The sequence below is a fragment of the Natronotalea proteinilytica genome, assembly GCF_055379935.1.
The window spans coordinates 2,385,505-2,400,574 of the sequence record NZ_AP043947.1 but is presented as its reverse complement, the minus strand read 5'-3'; the positions used below and the strand labels follow the sequence as shown (position 1 = coordinate 2,400,574).

Below are 15,070 nucleotides of genomic sequence, written 5' to 3'. Positions count from 1 at the left end.
GAGTAAGCCGATGTGCTTGCTCCGCTTTTTTTGGTCTGCTAATTAGTTTGGTGTGCTAATTAGACCGTGTGATCGCTTCCAATTTTCTGGTAGCGCTGCAACTGACAGCGCATGAATCCCACTCTTCTTGCTATCGTAATAAACACCAACCCCCTACCGGCATCCACCGCTCCCAATCCGATTATGATTCAAGCCTCCTCCGTACTCAAAGAGGCCAATATTTCTATAGAGCCGCAGTATGAGGCGCGATTAGAAGAACTGCTTGCCCACTGTCGTACGCATTTGCCCCATGTAGACGAAGACATGATCCGGCGTGCGTTTCGTCTCAGCTATTGGGCCCATCGCAACCACTGGCGCGCCTCAGGTGAGCGATACATCAGTCATCCACTACGGGTGGCCACCATCGTTGCACGCGACATTGGACTGGATGACGTGAGTGTGGCAGCGGCGTTACTCCATGACGTGGTTGAGGACACGAATCTTTCTATTGGGTTGATCCGCGAGGAGTTTGGCGATACACTCGCCACCATCATTGACGGGCTTACAAAGATCAGCGGTGTGTTTACAAGCCGTGAGCTTGGACAGGCCGAGAACGTGCGTAAGCTGATGCTCTCAATGGCAACCGACTTGCGGGTGATTCTGGTCAAGTTTGCCGATCGCTTGCACAACATGCGCACCATTGAGGCGCTTCCCAAGGAGAAGCAGCTCAAAAAAGCCAGCGAAACTCGCGAACTTTTTGCCCCACTGGCGCACCGATTTGGTCTCTTTGCTGTGAAGAGCGAACTGGAAGATCTGTCGCTCAAGGTGCTGGATCCGGATGCGTACTACAATATCGTGGACGCACTGGCTGATCGTGAGGAAGAGCGTGAGGCGTACATTGCCTACTTTGTCGAACCGTTGAAACAACGCCTTGAAAAAGAAGGCTTTACCTTTGACATCTACGGGCGTGTCAAGAATATCTACTCGATTCACCGTAAGATGAAACGGCAAAATAAGCCGCTTGATGAGATCTACGACATCTTTGCGATTCGCATTGTGATCGATGAGGACGGCAAAAAAGGGCGCGAGGACTGCTGGCGGGTGTATTCGATCGTGACCGACCTGTACAAGCCTCTTCCAGAGCGCTTCCGTGACTTCATCTCGGTGCCGAAGTCCAATGGATACCAGAGTTTGCATACGACCGTCTTAGGGCCCAAAGGACGGCGCGTTGAGGTGCAAGTGCGTACGCAAGAGATGCACGAGATTGCAGAGCGTGGGGTCGCCGCCCACTGGAAATATAAAGAAGGAGCCGACCACTCAGACGAAGAGATGGATCAGTTTCTCGACTGGGTGCGCGACCTGCTTGAAAGTCCGAAGCCGGAACAAGCTACCGAGTTTGTCGAAGAGTTTCAGCTTAATCTCTATGACGAGGAGATTTATGTTTTCACGCCCCGTGGCGATCTTATGACACTGCCGCAAGGGGCTACCCCCGTCGATTTTGCCTTCAAGGTACACACCGAAGTGGGGATGCAGTGCATCGGGGCAAAAGTCAATGGAAAGATGGTACCACTGTCACATGAGTTAACAAGTGGCGACCAAGTCGAAATTATCACCTCCAAAAAACAAAGCCCCAATCCCGACTGGATTAACTTTGTGGTGACGCACAAAGCACGAAGCCGCATTCGCCACTGGACGAACGAGAAGCGTCGTAAAACCGCCAAACTGGGGCGCGAGATTTGGGAAAAAGAAGCCCGCCGTGCAAACATCGAAATTAGCGACCAAGACTTGCAGGAGGTGGCTCATGAGCTGAAGTTTCCTGACCTGCAGCAGCTGTTCTATGAAATAGGAAGTGGGTTGTATGAACCCGATGAGCTTATAGACCGCATTAAGTCGGGCAATAAAGAGTCCAATGATACCACGAAAGATGCCGATGAACAAGCCCTGCGCAAAAAGTACGAACGCTTTTTGGATGCGGCCCAGACATCGGGCAAACAAGCACTGCTCATTAACGGCGAGTTGCAGACCGACATTGCAGTGAACTATGCTGCGTGTTGCAACCCCATTCCGGGCGATGAAGTGTTTGGGTTTGTGAGTCGCACCGGTGCGATCAATATACATCGGTCGAATTGCCAGAATGCGCCCGATCTGCTTGCCAATCACCCCGATCGCATTCTAGAGGTTGACTGGAGTCATCAAAACGATGTTCAGTTTGGAGCAGCGTTGCGATTGGTCGGCGAAGACCGGGTAGGAATGGTCAATGACCTAACGACTGTGATTTCCAAGAACTTAAAGACGAATATTCGGTCTATAACTATTGATTCAGAGGACGGTATATTCTCTGGAACGATTGTTCTTCATGTGAGTGATTTGGAGCACTTGCAGCGGCTCATGGAGCGGCTCAAGCGCATTGACGGGATCCATGGAGTATACCGTTTCGAGGAGTAACACCTCAATACACTGGTTTTATCATCATCCCCTTCAATACAATGACAGACCGTACCGAAACGATCACAAAAAAAGACATTGCTCGTCGGGTAGCTCAGCACATGGATACGCCGGTGTACAAGAGCGAACCCTGGGTAAACACGGTGATACAGGTCCTGGGTGATTTTTTGACCGAGGCTGACCCTGAGTTGCGCATCGAACTGCGCGATTTTGGCGTGTTCGAGGTCAAGAAAACCAAGGCCAAGCCCAAAGCACGCAATCCAAAGACCAACGAAACCGTGTTTGTCCATAGTCGTCGCAAGACCCATTTTCGACCCGGCAAGCGGATCCGCGAGGTGCTACAGGTGCCGTTGCATGAACTCGGGTACGACATCCCCGAAGGCAGCGCCGATAAGCACCTCGACGAGGACGAGAGTCCAGAAGGCGACGCTACGTAGTACTGTGTCACAAATCGACGTTTGGGTGGACGACAACGCCCCAATTAAATGATGTCATCTTGAGCGGAGCAACTGCGTCTAGCAGGTGCGGAGTCCTGACACGAGCGAAGCGACTGACAAACGCAGTGAGTAACAATCTCCCTCGAAATGAGCAGGGCCACTCGATCGATCAGAGCCTGCTGAACCTCGCGGAGATGGTTCGGCGTGCTCCGGGCTGGACCCGTCGCGTGCACTCTAAAAGCACTTCTTCCCTGCGGTCAGGGCGCTCACCATGACAGGTTTTTTGGAGGGGTGGGCACAGAGGTTGGCACGATCTCCGTCCCCGAACATTCAGGTATGACACAGCAGTAGGTAGAGATTGAGAGGTCACCGATACATCACGGATACATTCAACGGGATACATTCAAATGAGCCTACGCACACCAGCTCGCTGGGTGGGCATTGACTACGGCACGCAGCGCGTTGGGATTGCCCTGGCCGATCCGTTGGGCATGGTTGCTCAGCCGGAGACGACGGTACCGCCCCATGATCTTATAGAGGCCCTTGAAGCGCTCGACGCCAAACATGGTGTAGAGGGCGTGGTGGTAGGGTGGCCTTATCTGCATGACGGTACGCCGGGCACACTTGCCGAAGAGATACAGCTGCGCATCAACGCGATAGAAAAAGCGTTGCCACACGTCCGTATCGTACGTCGCGACGAATACTACACCTCGGAGTTGGCTAAGCAAGCGCTCGGAGAAGCGGGGGTTCTGCAGGCCGGACGCTATGACAAGGGCCGTGTGGATGCGGCGGCGGCGGCGCTTATTTTGCAAGACTACCTGGATGAATAGTTGATCACATAGAAGCTATGCTGCGCGCTTTTCGCGTTCGTCTAGAATGCGGTGTGCGATGGTCCGAGCTAGGTCGGGCGCATTGCCCCACGCTCGGTTGTTAGCAATGAGGTGGAGCGTGGCATCGTGGGCTTCTGCCTGAAACGCCAGTGCGGTAGCATCCAGCACCATGTCGTGGGCCTGCTGGGTGTCGTGTAGTGCGGGCGCTGGTGCATCAAACGGATGGGCATGGTCAAAAGCGACAGCATACTTCATATCACGGGGGGTAAGCAAGCGGCTGACCACCGTATTTTGGGCTTCGGTAAAGCGTTGGCCGCAGCGGTTCCACTGCTCACGAATCATAGGCAACCACGTCCAATGGCTAAACACATGGCCCAGTCCGCGTGTGGCAAGCCAGTCAAAGTAAGGCGGCTGCAAGAGATGGGCCGACCGAATTTCCAGATGTGTGGGAACGCTCGTATCGACTTGTGTAAAGAAGCCATCCAGCTGGTCGGCAAACGCATGTGGAGGTGGACTGTCAGTACGCCGCTGGTACTCTTGTTGAAAGATAACACCGGCGAGTCGATTATCGAGCAGCGCGCGTGCTGGATCTAAGAACGTTGTCGTATAGCTATCTGAATCCAAATACGCATCATTAGCGATGTAGCGCGGCCCGTTGGCGCCAGAACGCCGCAGTGTGCGTGCGCTAAAGCGTTGGGGCGCCTTCAGCAGGAAACGTGCGGTGCTGGGAGCCGCCTCCGCGTACTTCTGTAGCGTAAAGAACGTACGGGTAGGCTCATTGCCCTCATGCAGCGGCTGATAAAACGTAAAGTCAATTTCGAGCACCGAGAAATGGTCGAAGTACTCCGGGGCATACGAGATGGGCACCTTTTCAATCGTGTACGAAGTGCCGCCCATAGTTTTTGAACGAGAAGAGACGTCCTGCTGCGCTTCTTCAGGATAGATCTGCCCGATCCAGCCTGCATAGCGATCGCTTGCCGTACCAAATCGCACGCGCGGATGGATATGGTGGAACACATAGGCATTGGCCTGAGCGCGGAGTTCCTGCAATGATGACATAAGCACGGCGGAGGTAACGAGAGCGGATTACGATTCGGCAGCGTCAATGGCCGCCTTGATTTTGTTGTACGTATCGGTAAGCGATTCCGGAATTACTTTCACAGATCCGGTGGCAGGCATAAAATTGGTGTCGCCCTCCCAGCGAGGCACCACATGCATATGCAAATGCTCGGGGATGCCCGCTCCGGCAGCACGTCCAAGATTCAGCCCCACGTTAAATCCGTCGGGCTGCAGTGCAGTACGGAGCCATCCAATGCACCGGTTTACCGTTTGCGCCAGCGCAATGCGCTCGGCATCGGTCAGAGCGTCGTAATCGGCCACCACGCGATACGGAAGCACCAGTAGGTGTCCGTTATTGTAAGGGTGCAAATTCATAATGACAAATACTTCAGAGCCCCGCCATAGAATCAGGTTCTCTTCGTCGTTATCTTCGGCCACGAGACGTGCAAAAATCGACTCTCCTTCAGGGGGTGCTGCGCGGTCGTTGGCTGTTTTAATATAGGCCGAGCGCCAGGGGCTCCAAAGTTGATCCATAACAAGTTGAGACAAAAAGCGAAGAACGGAACAGCACGCGATATACAAACATCAGGGCCGATGTACAGTTCATCACCAAGCCGTCTTTTTTTCGTACAGCCGTTTCTATGAGCTACGCCGACTTGCACATCCACACAACCGCTTCCGATGGGCAACACACCCCTGCTCAGGTGGTAGCGCTGGCACGCAAAGCCGGCGTACATGTTATTGCCATCACCGACCATGATACCCTGGCAGGCATTGCGCCGGCTCAGCAGGCCGCATCGGATACCGAACTTACGGTAGTGGCCGGAGTGGAGTGCACCGTGCAGCACGAGGATTACGGGTTTCATCTCCTTGGATATGGTATGGATATGGAGCATCCCGACTTGCATGCTCACTTCGAAGCGTATGCCGATGCGCGGATCGAGCGCGCCCGTGCCATTGTTCGTAAGCTCCGCACAACCTGTCATATCGAAATTGGGTGGGCGGATGTGGAGGCACACGTCCCTGATGCCGCTGTGGTGGCTCGCCCGCACATTGCAGCAGCCCTTTGCTCGATTGGGGCCGTAGACACCCCAAACGAGGCGTTCGAGCGGTTTATTGGCAATCGTGCAGCGGCCTACGTACCGCTTCCGCACGTATCGGCCTCTCAAATGGTAACGTGGATTCAGGATGCCGGAGGGATGACATCCATTGCGCACCCTGGACACTGGATGCCTGGCGCTGTGCTCCATCAAATGGTCGAGGCCGGGCTTGATGCGATTGAGTGTGTGCATCCCTCCCACGATGCATCGTTAGAGGCCTACTACCGCAACCGTGTGCATCGGTGGGGACTTTCCATAACGGGTGGATCCGACTTTCATGGCCAGCGCCGTGCTGGGGCATCTAAGATTGGTGAAATAGGGATATCGCGGTCCGCATGGGAACGAATCGCCGCCGTGTGCACGTAACAGCGCTCCCCTGACGCCCTCACAACTTCTTATGATGCATATGCCTACCCATATCGAAGGATCGCTCGCGGCGACCGACGCTACATTTGGGATTGTCGTGAGCCGTTTCAATGAGTTCATCACGACGCAACTGCTCAACGGAGCGTTGCATACGCTCAAGCAACATGGCGCATCCACCGACGACATTCCAGTGGTACACTGTCCCGGCGCCATGGAAATTCCAGTCCTTGCCAAGAAAATGGCCGCATCCGGACAGTTTGACGCGGTTATTACGCTCGGAGCGGTGATTCGCGGTGCCACTCCTCATTTCGATTATGTATGCTCGGGAGTAACCAGCGGCACCACTAGCGCAAGCGTTGAGACGGGTGTGCCAATTATATATGGCGTAATCACCACTGATACGGTGGAGCAAGCGATTGAGCGGGCTGGAACAAAGGCCGGCAATAAAGGCAGTGAGGCCGCCATGGCTGCGTTGGAGATGGCTGATGCATGCGATCAATTGGATGATCATCTTTCCTCTTCATAAACGGTTCCTATGAGTGATTTATGAACCCGGAACACCTATCGGGGGGAGGCGTCGATGTATGTGCTTGACATGAGGAAACGCAGCGCTGGCGCACGCTTGCTGCCCTGCCAACGACGGATAAACAGCCACTAAAGGCATCCGCAGGAAGTTCACCAAACGCGCCTTGACAAAGTGCATGCTCCCGCCTATTGTGTGACTCCGGTCATGCGAAATGGTGATCGTAGCTCAGTTGGTTAGAGCGCCAGGTTGTGGTCCTGGAGGCCGAGGGTTCAAATCCCTCCGGTCACCCTTACATACGAATACTATGCCGCGTTCGTCTAGCCTGGTCTAGGACGCCGCCCTTTCACGGCGGTAACACGGGTTCGAATCCCGTACGCGGTACAAAGCGCCTCGGCAGCAATGCTGGGGCGTTTTTATGTGTTGGCCCATCAAGTGAAGTTGGCCCATCAAGTGAAACAGTCACACTCTTTTTGGTGAGTGTTTTGGTAAGCGCTGGCTGAGGTGCGCCCGAAAAGTTGGCATGACACGGGTTCAATTCGTACTGTCCACACGATTGGCTCAATTCTCTACTGCGCTGTTACACCTGAATGGTAGGGGCTCCAAATTGTCATCGCGAGGAGGGAGCCTGCGACCGACGCGGCGCTGTGAGTGGTAGCGAACGAGTACTCCTTGTATGCATTTCGTCGCGACGCGGAGGGGCCGAAGGTCATGCCTGTTGTACATCGCGACGAGGGTTCAAGGGGACTCGGTACGTTAGGGGGCACATGCGTTACCCGAGGATTGACGCGTAACAGAGTACTACACACGTCCCGTTCTTGTCTTTGCGTTCAGAAGGGCGTTATTTGAGAAACCCGCTTTCTTGCATCTTGTAACAAAGCTATGTAGTATGTTAGAGAGCAATTAAGCCGCATGACCGTTTAGCGGCAAAATAACTGCTTCAATACATAGAGGCTACACCGTCTGCAAGTAACACGCATTCGCAGACAAAGCCGAGCAGTTATTCTGATACATTCGAGCATTTACCCTGAGATCCTTTGATAGCGTTTAAAAGCGCGTGTCAGAGTAGAAACGGTCGCCACGATTCGTCTTCGCCACCCCTTTTCATGTATTCGGGCGCACGCTATGGAGTTGGCTCCGCTCACCGTCCTCAATAAAACGTATTCGATCAAGCGCACGCTTGGTGATCCTGGCCCCTTCGATATTAAGTATCTGGGCCAAGATGTTAACACCAAAGAGCAAGTCATCATTCGAGAGTACTTTCCCACTATGCTCGCCAAGCGCGAGTCGGGAAAGACCTCGATTGAGGTGACTGCAGACGATGAAGAGGATTCGCTCTTCGAGTCGGGCTTGGCATACTTTCGCAAAGAGTCGGAGGTGCTGGCTGGTTTAAGCCATGAGGCCCTTCCGGCCAATGTGAACGTATTTGATGCCAACGGCACGGTCTATCGTGCACGACCGCATCAGGCTAGCATGTCGCTGGCTAAAGGCCTTGAAAATAAGGGGCAATTGCCCGAGAAGGCAGCTCTCATGATCATGATCCCCATTCTTGGGGCGTTGCACGAGGCACACGAAGCCGGGCTGTACCACGGCGGGGTGTCGCCCCATACCGTTCGCCTTCTTGAAGGAGGCGATGTGCTATTGACGGGCTTCCGTGGAGCACAGATTCAGGTCGCACGCAAAGCCGACCAACTCGATGCGCTGCGTCAGCCAGGCTTTAGTGCGATTGAACAGTACACGCCGCGTGCAAATCAGGGCCCGTGGACTGATGTGTACGGAGCGGCAGCGACTGTCTGTCGTATGATCACAGGGCAGGCCATTCCACAAGCCAGCGAACGTCTAGAGGGCGACGATCCACTGGAAGAGTTGCTCGCCAATGCCGATATCTCGCTTTCGCCCGGCGTGCGCGAAACGCTCCTTGAAGCGCTTGTCGTTGATCCCTCCAAGCGCCTCCAGTCGATTGATGCGCTCCGGAAGGCGCTAGAGGAATCCTCAGAGCGCTATGACAGCTCCGAAGCAACCTATGCCATCATCCCCGTTGATTCGAGCGACGGGCAAATGGTAGAAGTGGAAGATGCTGAGGACGAAGACGATGAAGAAATTGAAGTCCTTACCACAGCAGGCGGAGGCGACCGCCCAGCACGCGCACGGCGTCAGCCCGAAGACGACTCAGGGATTCCCAAAGCGGCGCTCTTTGGGGTTCCCCTCTTGTTGCTTGCACTAGGCGGCGTTTGGTTCTTTACCGGAGGAGAGGAAGGCGGATCGTACGCCGATTATAGAGCGACTGCCGATTCGCTGTTTGCTGAAGCTGAGTACGATCAGGCCGAAAGTTTTTATAACCAGGCGCTGCAAGCACGCCCGGAAGACGAATACGTACTTGAGCGGCTTAGCAGCATAAGTGAGCGCCAAGAACAAACGGATGAAGCCCGCTATCGTGAACAAATGGAGCGCGGCGAAGAACTGCTTGAACGTGCAAACAACTTTGCCGAGCGGAATAACTACGAAGAAGCTAACACGACATATGGTCAGGCTAGTGCTGCTTTTTACGCGGCTCAAGATTTGCAGCCCGAAAGCGAAGAGGCACAGGCCATGATTTCCGAAGTTTCAGAACGGCAGTCTGAGGTGTTTAGTGAACTCTTCGGTGGTGATGATGACGGGGGCAACATCCAAGATCAGCTCTACGAGAACTTTATTACGCAAGCCGATCAACGGTTTAACGAAGGGAACTGGGCCGCTGCACAACGTCATTACGAAAATGCACTCGACTATCGTGATGACGACCCATATGCTACCGAACAGCTTGACCTTGTTGCTGAGCGCATGGCTGAGCAATCTGAAGCCGAGCAGTTCCAGCAGCACCTGGAGCGTGGCGAGCGCCTAATGGAAACCGGTCGTTATGCCGATGCCCAGGAAGCCTTTGAACAAGCTGTTCAACTCAACCCGGATGATGGAGAGCTGCAGGCGCTCATGAGCGAGAACGAAGAGCTCCTTGCCGAGCAGCAGCAGCGCCGCGACCAGCTGGATGAGCTTCGTGCCAATGCTGATGAGGCCTTTCAGGAGGGGAATTATGAGGAGGCTGTTGCCTTATATCGAGAGGCGTATAACATTGACCCCGACGATGATACCGTTGCAAACCGATTGCAACAAGCACAGCGCGAGTACGAAGAGGTGCAAATGGCCGAACAGCGACGTCAGCGCGAAGAGCAACGGCGTGAGGAAGACGAAACCACGGGAGACCGGGTCTACACAGTTACCGATCAGGACCCCGCACCTGTAGGAGGCTTGCGTGCCCTCACGGAGCAAGCATCGTACCCATCGCGTGCAGCACGGCGCGGTGTAGAAGGACGTGTGTACATTCAAGCAACCGTTAATGCCGATGGCACCGTACGTGAAGCCGAAGTGCTACGCGGGATTGGATATGGCGCTGACGACGAAGCCCTGCGCGTTGTGCGTCAGGCCGAGTTTGAACCCGCACAAGTTAGTGGTCGGCCCGTAGCAGCCCGCACAACCGTATGGGTTCAGTTCAGCTTGGGCGAGGAGTAAAGCGATAGCAGAAGGCGTTAGGTGCCTCCTGTACCAACGTGCGTTGACACACTGTATTCCCTCCATCATGAGTTTCGACTCATCGGTGGGGGGATGTGTGTTTAGGGCGGAGGATACAATACGGGGTTACGCTTCGTTACAGAAGCCGTATCTTTCCGTCAAACATTGTTATCCTAACGCTGCACGGCGGAAGCATTTCGACAATGCTGAACACCGACTTCGGGGCAAGCGTACACACAAATCCGCTTGTTCTGCTATATAGCCCATATGTCGTTATGGCCCTTACCTTTCAATACACCGAATGGGATGATGAACGCCATGGCGACCTCCGTCCTCTTTTCGAACAGTTAAATGACCTGTTTCAGGAGCTTCTGCAACACACCGCGGGAGATGCCGCTGAAGCGCTTGAGTGGCTCACGCAACTCGACGAGCAATACGGACTCACAGAAGGCTATGATGAAGGCATTGGCGACTTCATCGAGGAGTTAAAGCGCCGCGGATATTTGCGTGATGATAACGGTGGACAAACGGTACAAATCACTGCTCGTACCGAACGGGCACTACGTGAGCAAGCGCTGGAGCGCATCTTCCAAGACCTGAAAAAAGATGGACGCGGACGGCACCGCACGCCGCATCCAGGGCATGGCGAGGAGCGGTTGCCCGAAACCCGCAAATGGTCGTTTGGCGACGACGTAAACCGCCTCGACGTGACGGGTACGCTCTCTAACGCATTCCGACGTAGCGGTATCGACAACGATTGGCACCTCAGCGAGGACGATTTTCGCGTCCACGAAACCGATCATCAGTCTACCGTAGCTACGGTGCTCATGATTGATCTCTCCCACTCTATGGTGTTGTATGGAGAAGATCGGATCACGCCAGCTCGTAAAACAGCACTTGCCCTGGCTGAACTCATCAACACGCGCTACCCCGATGATACGCTCGATATCGTGGCATTTGGCAATGAAGCGTGGGAGGTCAGTATGAAAGACCTGCCATATCTAGAAGTCGGGCCGTACTACACGAACACACGAGCCGGGCTGCAGCGGGCACGTGATATCTTGCACCGCCGCAAGAACCGGAACAAGCAGATCTTCATGATCACTGATGGCAAGCCTAGTTGCCACATCGAAAACGGACGCATGTACCGCAACGCCTTTGGGCTGGATCGGCGCATTGTGAACAAGGTGCTCGACCAGGGTATGATGTGCCGCCGCGAGGGCATTACCATCACAACATTTATGGTCGCACGCGATCCGCAACTGCAAAACTTTGTGCGCGAACTTACCGAAGCCAATCACGGACGCGCCTACTACGCATCACTCGATGATCTGGGCTCCTTTCTTTTTGAGGATTACGTCCGCAACCGTCGCACCCATCTGCGATAATGCTCTTGCTTATTGGCAGAGGCCACCTGTTGTCCTCGTATTACATACGGGTGATCTCCTTCTGCTCTTTTTCCTGCATCCCCCCTCCGTTCTATGGCACAGCACGTCCCGTTTCGTCCGAAACAAAGCCTCGGACAGAACTTCATGCACGATCCAAACATGATCCGCAAAATTGTGGATGCACTGCAGGCGCCCCCTGATGCGCATGTTGTGGAAATTGGACCGGGCACAGGAGCATTAACCGAAGTTCTTTATGAGCGCTATGATACGTTCACTGCATTCGAAATTGATGAACGTGCTGTTGCCTATTTGAACCAGCAGCTGCCAGGGGTCGATGTGCGTCAGAAGGATGCGCTAGATGTCAACTGGTCGGTGCTTGCAGAAGAAAAAAACGGTCCAGTCTACGTAATTAGCAATACGCCGTATAACCTAACGAGCCAACTGCTTTTTGCTTTGGTCGAGGCGCGAGCACATGTGGCTGAGGCCGTACTTACGATGCAGAAGGAAGTGGCCGAGCGTTTGGTGGCATCCCCGCGCACGAAAGCCTATGGCATTTTGAGCGTGATTATGCAGCTGTATGCATCTCCTGAACACCTCTTTAACATCTCGCGGCATGTGTTTAGTCCGCAGCCCAACGTAACGAGTGCAGCGGTTCGATGTACGTACAATTTCGAGTCGGTGCCCAACGTAGATTCAGCGTGGCTGCGTACGTTGGTGCGGGCCGCCTTCAATCAGCGCCGGAAGATGCTGCGGAACAGCTTAAGTCCGTGGTCTAAAGACATTGGCGTCACGCTCCCCAACGACTGGGGACGCCTCCGGGCCGAAGCACTGATGCCTGAGGATTTTGTCGAGTTAGCCACATACCTTGATGACGACACCCACACAGACGCACCGTCTCCAAAGGTTCACGAATGAATAGTACTCCTATGGATCGTTCTCATGTCGCGGATGCTGCTCCTTACAAACGGCCAGGGGGGCTTGAGATTGATGCCGACGTCGTCGAAGATGTTGCTTCTCTGGTCGAGACCGATCAGCGAGGCATGGTGTTGAATTTGATCGTCGACCTGCACCCGGCCGATCTTGCCCAACTCATGGGGCGGCTTTCTGATGAGCAGGCATACAAAGTATTTACGTGGTTGCCCGATGAGCAGGCCAGTGATGTACTGGTCGAGCTTGCGGAGAGCCAGCGGACTTCCGTGTTTGAAAAGGTTCACGCCGAGCGCCTGCGTAAGCTTATTGATGCATTGGATACCGATGATGCCGCGGACGTGCTCAGTGATATGTCCGATACGCAAGCACTAAGTGTGCTTCCCGACCTGGAAGATACCCATGATGTAGCAGCGCTCCTTGAGTACGATGAGGAGAGCGCGGGTGGAATCATGGCTCGAGAGTTCGTGACTGTGCCGTCTACCTGGACGCTTGAGCATGCAGTTGAGGAGGTGCGCGCGCAGGCAGCCGACATCGGCGACATCTATTCGGTCTTCGTGCTCGACGAAGATGATCGGTTGGAGGGTGTGGTTTCGCTTAAAGATCTGATGCTTGCTCCCGCCGAGGATCCGGTTCACACGGTGATGGACACGGATGTTGTGTCGGTGCCAACCGATATGGATCGAGAAGAAGTTGCGCGCACTATGGAGCGGTACGATCTCGTATCGATGCCTGTTGTAGACTCAACGGGAGGAATGGTTGGGCGTATCACGATCGATGATATCGTTGACGTAATCCGTGAGGAAGCGGAAGAAGACATCCAGATTATGAGCGGCGGCTCGGGTACAGAGCGGCCTGATGACACCGTGTGGCGAATTAGTCGAGGACGGTTGCCCTGGCTCCTGGTTGGACTGGTGGGCGCCGGCCTTTCTGGATCGGTAATTGGCGGATTCGAAGTAGCCCTGGAGCAAGCGGTCGTGCTTGCCATCTTTATTCCCATCGTCACTGCAATGGGAGGCAACGCCGCTGTGCAGAGTGCAGCCATTGCTGTACAGGGCCTTTCTTCGGGCGATATTTGGATGGGGGATATAGGGGCCCGCATTTTAAAAGAAATGGTCGTGGCCTTGATAAATGGCCTCGTGCTCGCCGCTTTGCTCTGTACTGCTGTCGTTGGATTTGGGCTGGGCGAGGTGTATCTGTTAGCGCTAACCCTTGGGCTGACCATGCTTACCGTAATCCTATTGGCTACAACCAACGGAGCGTTGGTGCCCTTTGCGTTGAAATGGCTCGGGATTGACCCGGCCAGTGCAATGGGCCCGTTTGTTACAACACTAAACGACATCATCGGGCTTACGGTCTACTTTATTTACGCAACTACGCTTTATCTCGGATAGCCTAAGTGACCTCAACAATGGTTTTGGGGATTGCCGGGTGGATTCCCCTTCCTCCCCGAGGCTAGGTAGCTCAAAAGAAATATATTTACACCTTGTCATCGCGAGGAGGGAGCCCTGCGACTGACGCGGCGCTGTGAGCGCTAGCGAACGAGTACTCCTGGGGTGCGATCTCATGCCGTTGATTGGACGGCTGCATCCGGCCTGATAGCATGAGATTGCGTCGCTCCGCTCGCAATGACAAGAGTGTGATTATTCCCGGTACGTTAGAGGGTACATGCGTTACCCGAAGATTGACCTGTGACAGAGCACTACTGCTGTGTCACACCTGAATGTTATGGTATGGAGTGGACTCGCGTTGAAGCATCTCAACCCAAATGTTCTGTCATGTTGAGCAAGCGGAGGGCCCCCAGGGCCCGAAGCGCGTCGAAACATCTCCTCGGCGTTCAGCAGGCTCTGATCGAGCGGCCCTGCTCATTTCGGGGGAGATCTTTATTCGCTACGCTCATCAGTCTTATCTTGCCAAGACAGGTAGAAAACCATCGGGCAGGAAGTGCAAGATGTCCCGAGTGTGGTTTTACGTATCATCGAGACGGTGTAGGTGCGATATGCCCCACCGGGCTCGTACAGCTCGCACCAAGTTTTCGGGGCTGCCGAATGTGCTACACAGGCAGCTACCCGGATACTGGCTTTTCCATTGATATAATATCGGTGTGTAAGTAGATCAAAAAAGAGCTCGTTACCCCAGGCCATCAGATACAAACGGCTATTTCACATACTTGGGATTTGTGTTAAGCTATTGGTTTGTAATGTAGATAGTAGAAATGAATTCAGTAATGTTAGATCTCCTGAATATTAAAGTAACTTCTTATTTGTATTGGGTCTACCTTTCTTGTAAAAAAGTACTTTAGTTTGCCCTCTTTCATGTTTTTTGGTAAGGTGCTGTATTGTAGTAGCTTAAAATCAAATTAGAATGTCAAGCAAGAAGATAGAGTAGAAGCAAATAGTCAGCAATGTGGGCTCTAATTGTTAATTTCGCCACTGTTTGCTCTATTTCGAAAAATCCATAGACAGAGAATGGT

At 53.9% G+C, this 15,070-nt stretch carries 11 protein-coding genes and 2 tRNA genes; 11 read left to right on the top strand and 2 right to left on the bottom strand.

What is annotated here, in order from left to right:
* Positions 1–111 precede the first annotated feature (111 nt).
* The 3 genes from ACZ5AL_RS09565 (at position 112) to ruvX (ending at position 3,691) form a co-directional block, all read left to right on the top strand.
* The gene (locus ACZ5AL_RS09565; RefSeq protein WP_464510145.1) at positions 112–2,424 is read left to right on the top strand and encodes a RelA/SpoT family protein; all 2,313 of its coding nucleotides are present in this window, start codon (positions 112–114) and stop codon (positions 2,422–2,424) included.
* 41 nt (positions 2,425–2,465) lie between these two features.
* Positions 2,466–2,861: an HU family DNA-binding protein gene (locus ACZ5AL_RS09560; protein WP_464510144.1), complete on the top strand. Its 396-nt coding sequence runs from the start codon at positions 2,466–2,468 to the stop codon at positions 2,859–2,861.
* 407 nt (positions 2,862–3,268) lie between these two features.
* Positions 3,269–3,691: a Holliday junction resolvase RuvX gene (gene ruvX / locus ACZ5AL_RS09555; RefSeq protein ID WP_464510143.1), complete on the top strand. Its 423-nt coding sequence runs from the start codon at positions 3,269–3,271 to the stop codon at positions 3,689–3,691.
* A gap of 15 nt (positions 3,692–3,706) precedes the next feature.
* Here the strand turns inward: ruvX and ACZ5AL_RS09550 are convergent, their stop codons facing one another.
* Positions 3,707–4,750 carry a DUF72 domain-containing protein gene (locus ACZ5AL_RS09550; protein ID WP_464510142.1) on the bottom strand — a complete coding sequence of 348 codons (1,044 nt, stop codon included), beginning with the start codon at positions 4,748–4,750 and terminating at the stop codon, positions 3,707–3,709.
* Positions 4,751–4,777: 27 nt separating this feature from the next.
* On the bottom strand, positions 4,778–5,284 hold the full coding sequence (locus ACZ5AL_RS09545; protein WP_464510141.1) for an HIT family protein: 507 nt from the start codon (positions 5,282–5,284) through the stop codon (positions 4,778–4,780).
* A gap of 107 nt (positions 5,285–5,391) precedes the next feature.
* Here ACZ5AL_RS09545 and ACZ5AL_RS09540 point away from each other — a divergent pair, with 107 nt between their 5' ends.
* The 8 genes from ACZ5AL_RS09540 (at position 5,392) to mgtE (ending at position 13,991) form a co-directional block, all read left to right on the top strand.
* Positions 5,392–6,216: a PHP domain-containing protein gene (locus tag ACZ5AL_RS09540; protein ID WP_464510140.1), complete on the top strand. Its 825-nt coding sequence runs from the start codon at positions 5,392–5,394 to the stop codon at positions 6,214–6,216.
* A 40-nt stretch (positions 6,217–6,256) separates the two neighbouring features.
* A complete protein-coding gene (gene ribH, locus ACZ5AL_RS09535) occupies positions 6,257–6,742 on the top strand; it encodes a 6,7-dimethyl-8-ribityllumazine synthase (protein ID WP_464510139.1) in 486 nt (161 codons plus the stop codon).
* 214 nt (positions 6,743–6,956) lie between these two features.
* Positions 6,957–7,030, top strand: a tRNA-His gene (locus ACZ5AL_RS09530).
* 18 nt (positions 7,031–7,048) lie between these two features.
* Positions 7,049–7,123, top strand: a tRNA-Glu gene (locus ACZ5AL_RS09525).
* Positions 7,124–7,864: 741 nt separating this feature from the next.
* On the top strand, positions 7,865–10,282 hold the full coding sequence (locus tag ACZ5AL_RS09520; protein ID WP_464510138.1) for a TonB family protein: 2,418 nt from the start codon (positions 7,865–7,867) through the stop codon (positions 10,280–10,282).
* 275 nt (positions 10,283–10,557) lie between these two features.
* Positions 10,558–11,670, top strand: coding sequence for a vWA domain-containing protein (locus ACZ5AL_RS09515; protein WP_464510137.1), 1,113 nt, complete (start codon positions 10,558–10,560; stop codon positions 11,668–11,670).
* A gap of 93 nt (positions 11,671–11,763) precedes the next feature.
* Positions 11,764–12,585, top strand: a complete 822-nt coding sequence (gene rsmA, locus ACZ5AL_RS09510) for a 16S rRNA (adenine(1518)-N(6)/adenine(1519)-N(6))-dimethyltransferase RsmA (RefSeq protein WP_464510136.1) — start codon at positions 11,764–11,766, stop codon at positions 12,583–12,585.
* 11 nt (positions 12,586–12,596) lie between these two features.
* On the top strand, positions 12,597–13,991 hold the full coding sequence (mgtE, locus tag ACZ5AL_RS09505; RefSeq protein WP_464510135.1) for a magnesium transporter: 1,395 nt from the start codon (positions 12,597–12,599) through the stop codon (positions 13,989–13,991).
* The last annotated feature ends 1,079 nt before the right edge of the window (positions 13,992–15,070 follow it).

Coding starts and splice junctions, on each gene's coding strand:
- ACZ5AL_RS09565 (WP_464510145.1), top strand. CDS start 112: ATGAATCCCACTCTTCTTGCTATCGTAATAAACACCAACCCCCTACCG.
- ACZ5AL_RS09560 (WP_464510144.1), top strand. CDS start 2,466: ATGACAGACCGTACCGAAACGATCACAAAAAAAGACATTGCTCGTCGG.
- ruvX (WP_464510143.1), top strand. CDS start 3,269: ATGAGCCTACGCACACCAGCTCGCTGGGTGGGCATTGACTACGGCACG.
- ACZ5AL_RS09550 (WP_464510142.1), bottom strand. CDS start 4,750: ATGTCATCATTGCAGGAACTCCGCGCTCAGGCCAATGCCTATGTGTTC.
- ACZ5AL_RS09545 (WP_464510141.1), bottom strand. CDS start 5,284: ATGGATCAACTTTGGAGCCCCTGGCGCTCGGCCTATATTAAAACAGCC.
- ACZ5AL_RS09540 (WP_464510140.1), top strand. CDS start 5,392: ATGAGCTACGCCGACTTGCACATCCACACAACCGCTTCCGATGGGCAA.
- ribH (WP_464510139.1), top strand. CDS start 6,257: ATGCCTACCCATATCGAAGGATCGCTCGCGGCGACCGACGCTACATTT.
- ACZ5AL_RS09520 (WP_464510138.1), top strand. CDS start 7,865: ATGGAGTTGGCTCCGCTCACCGTCCTCAATAAAACGTATTCGATCAAG.
- ACZ5AL_RS09515 (WP_464510137.1), top strand. CDS start 10,558: ATGGCCCTTACCTTTCAATACACCGAATGGGATGATGAACGCCATGGC.
- rsmA (WP_464510136.1), top strand. CDS start 11,764: ATGGCACAGCACGTCCCGTTTCGTCCGAAACAAAGCCTCGGACAGAAC.
- mgtE (WP_464510135.1), top strand. CDS start 12,597: ATGGATCGTTCTCATGTCGCGGATGCTGCTCCTTACAAACGGCCAGGG.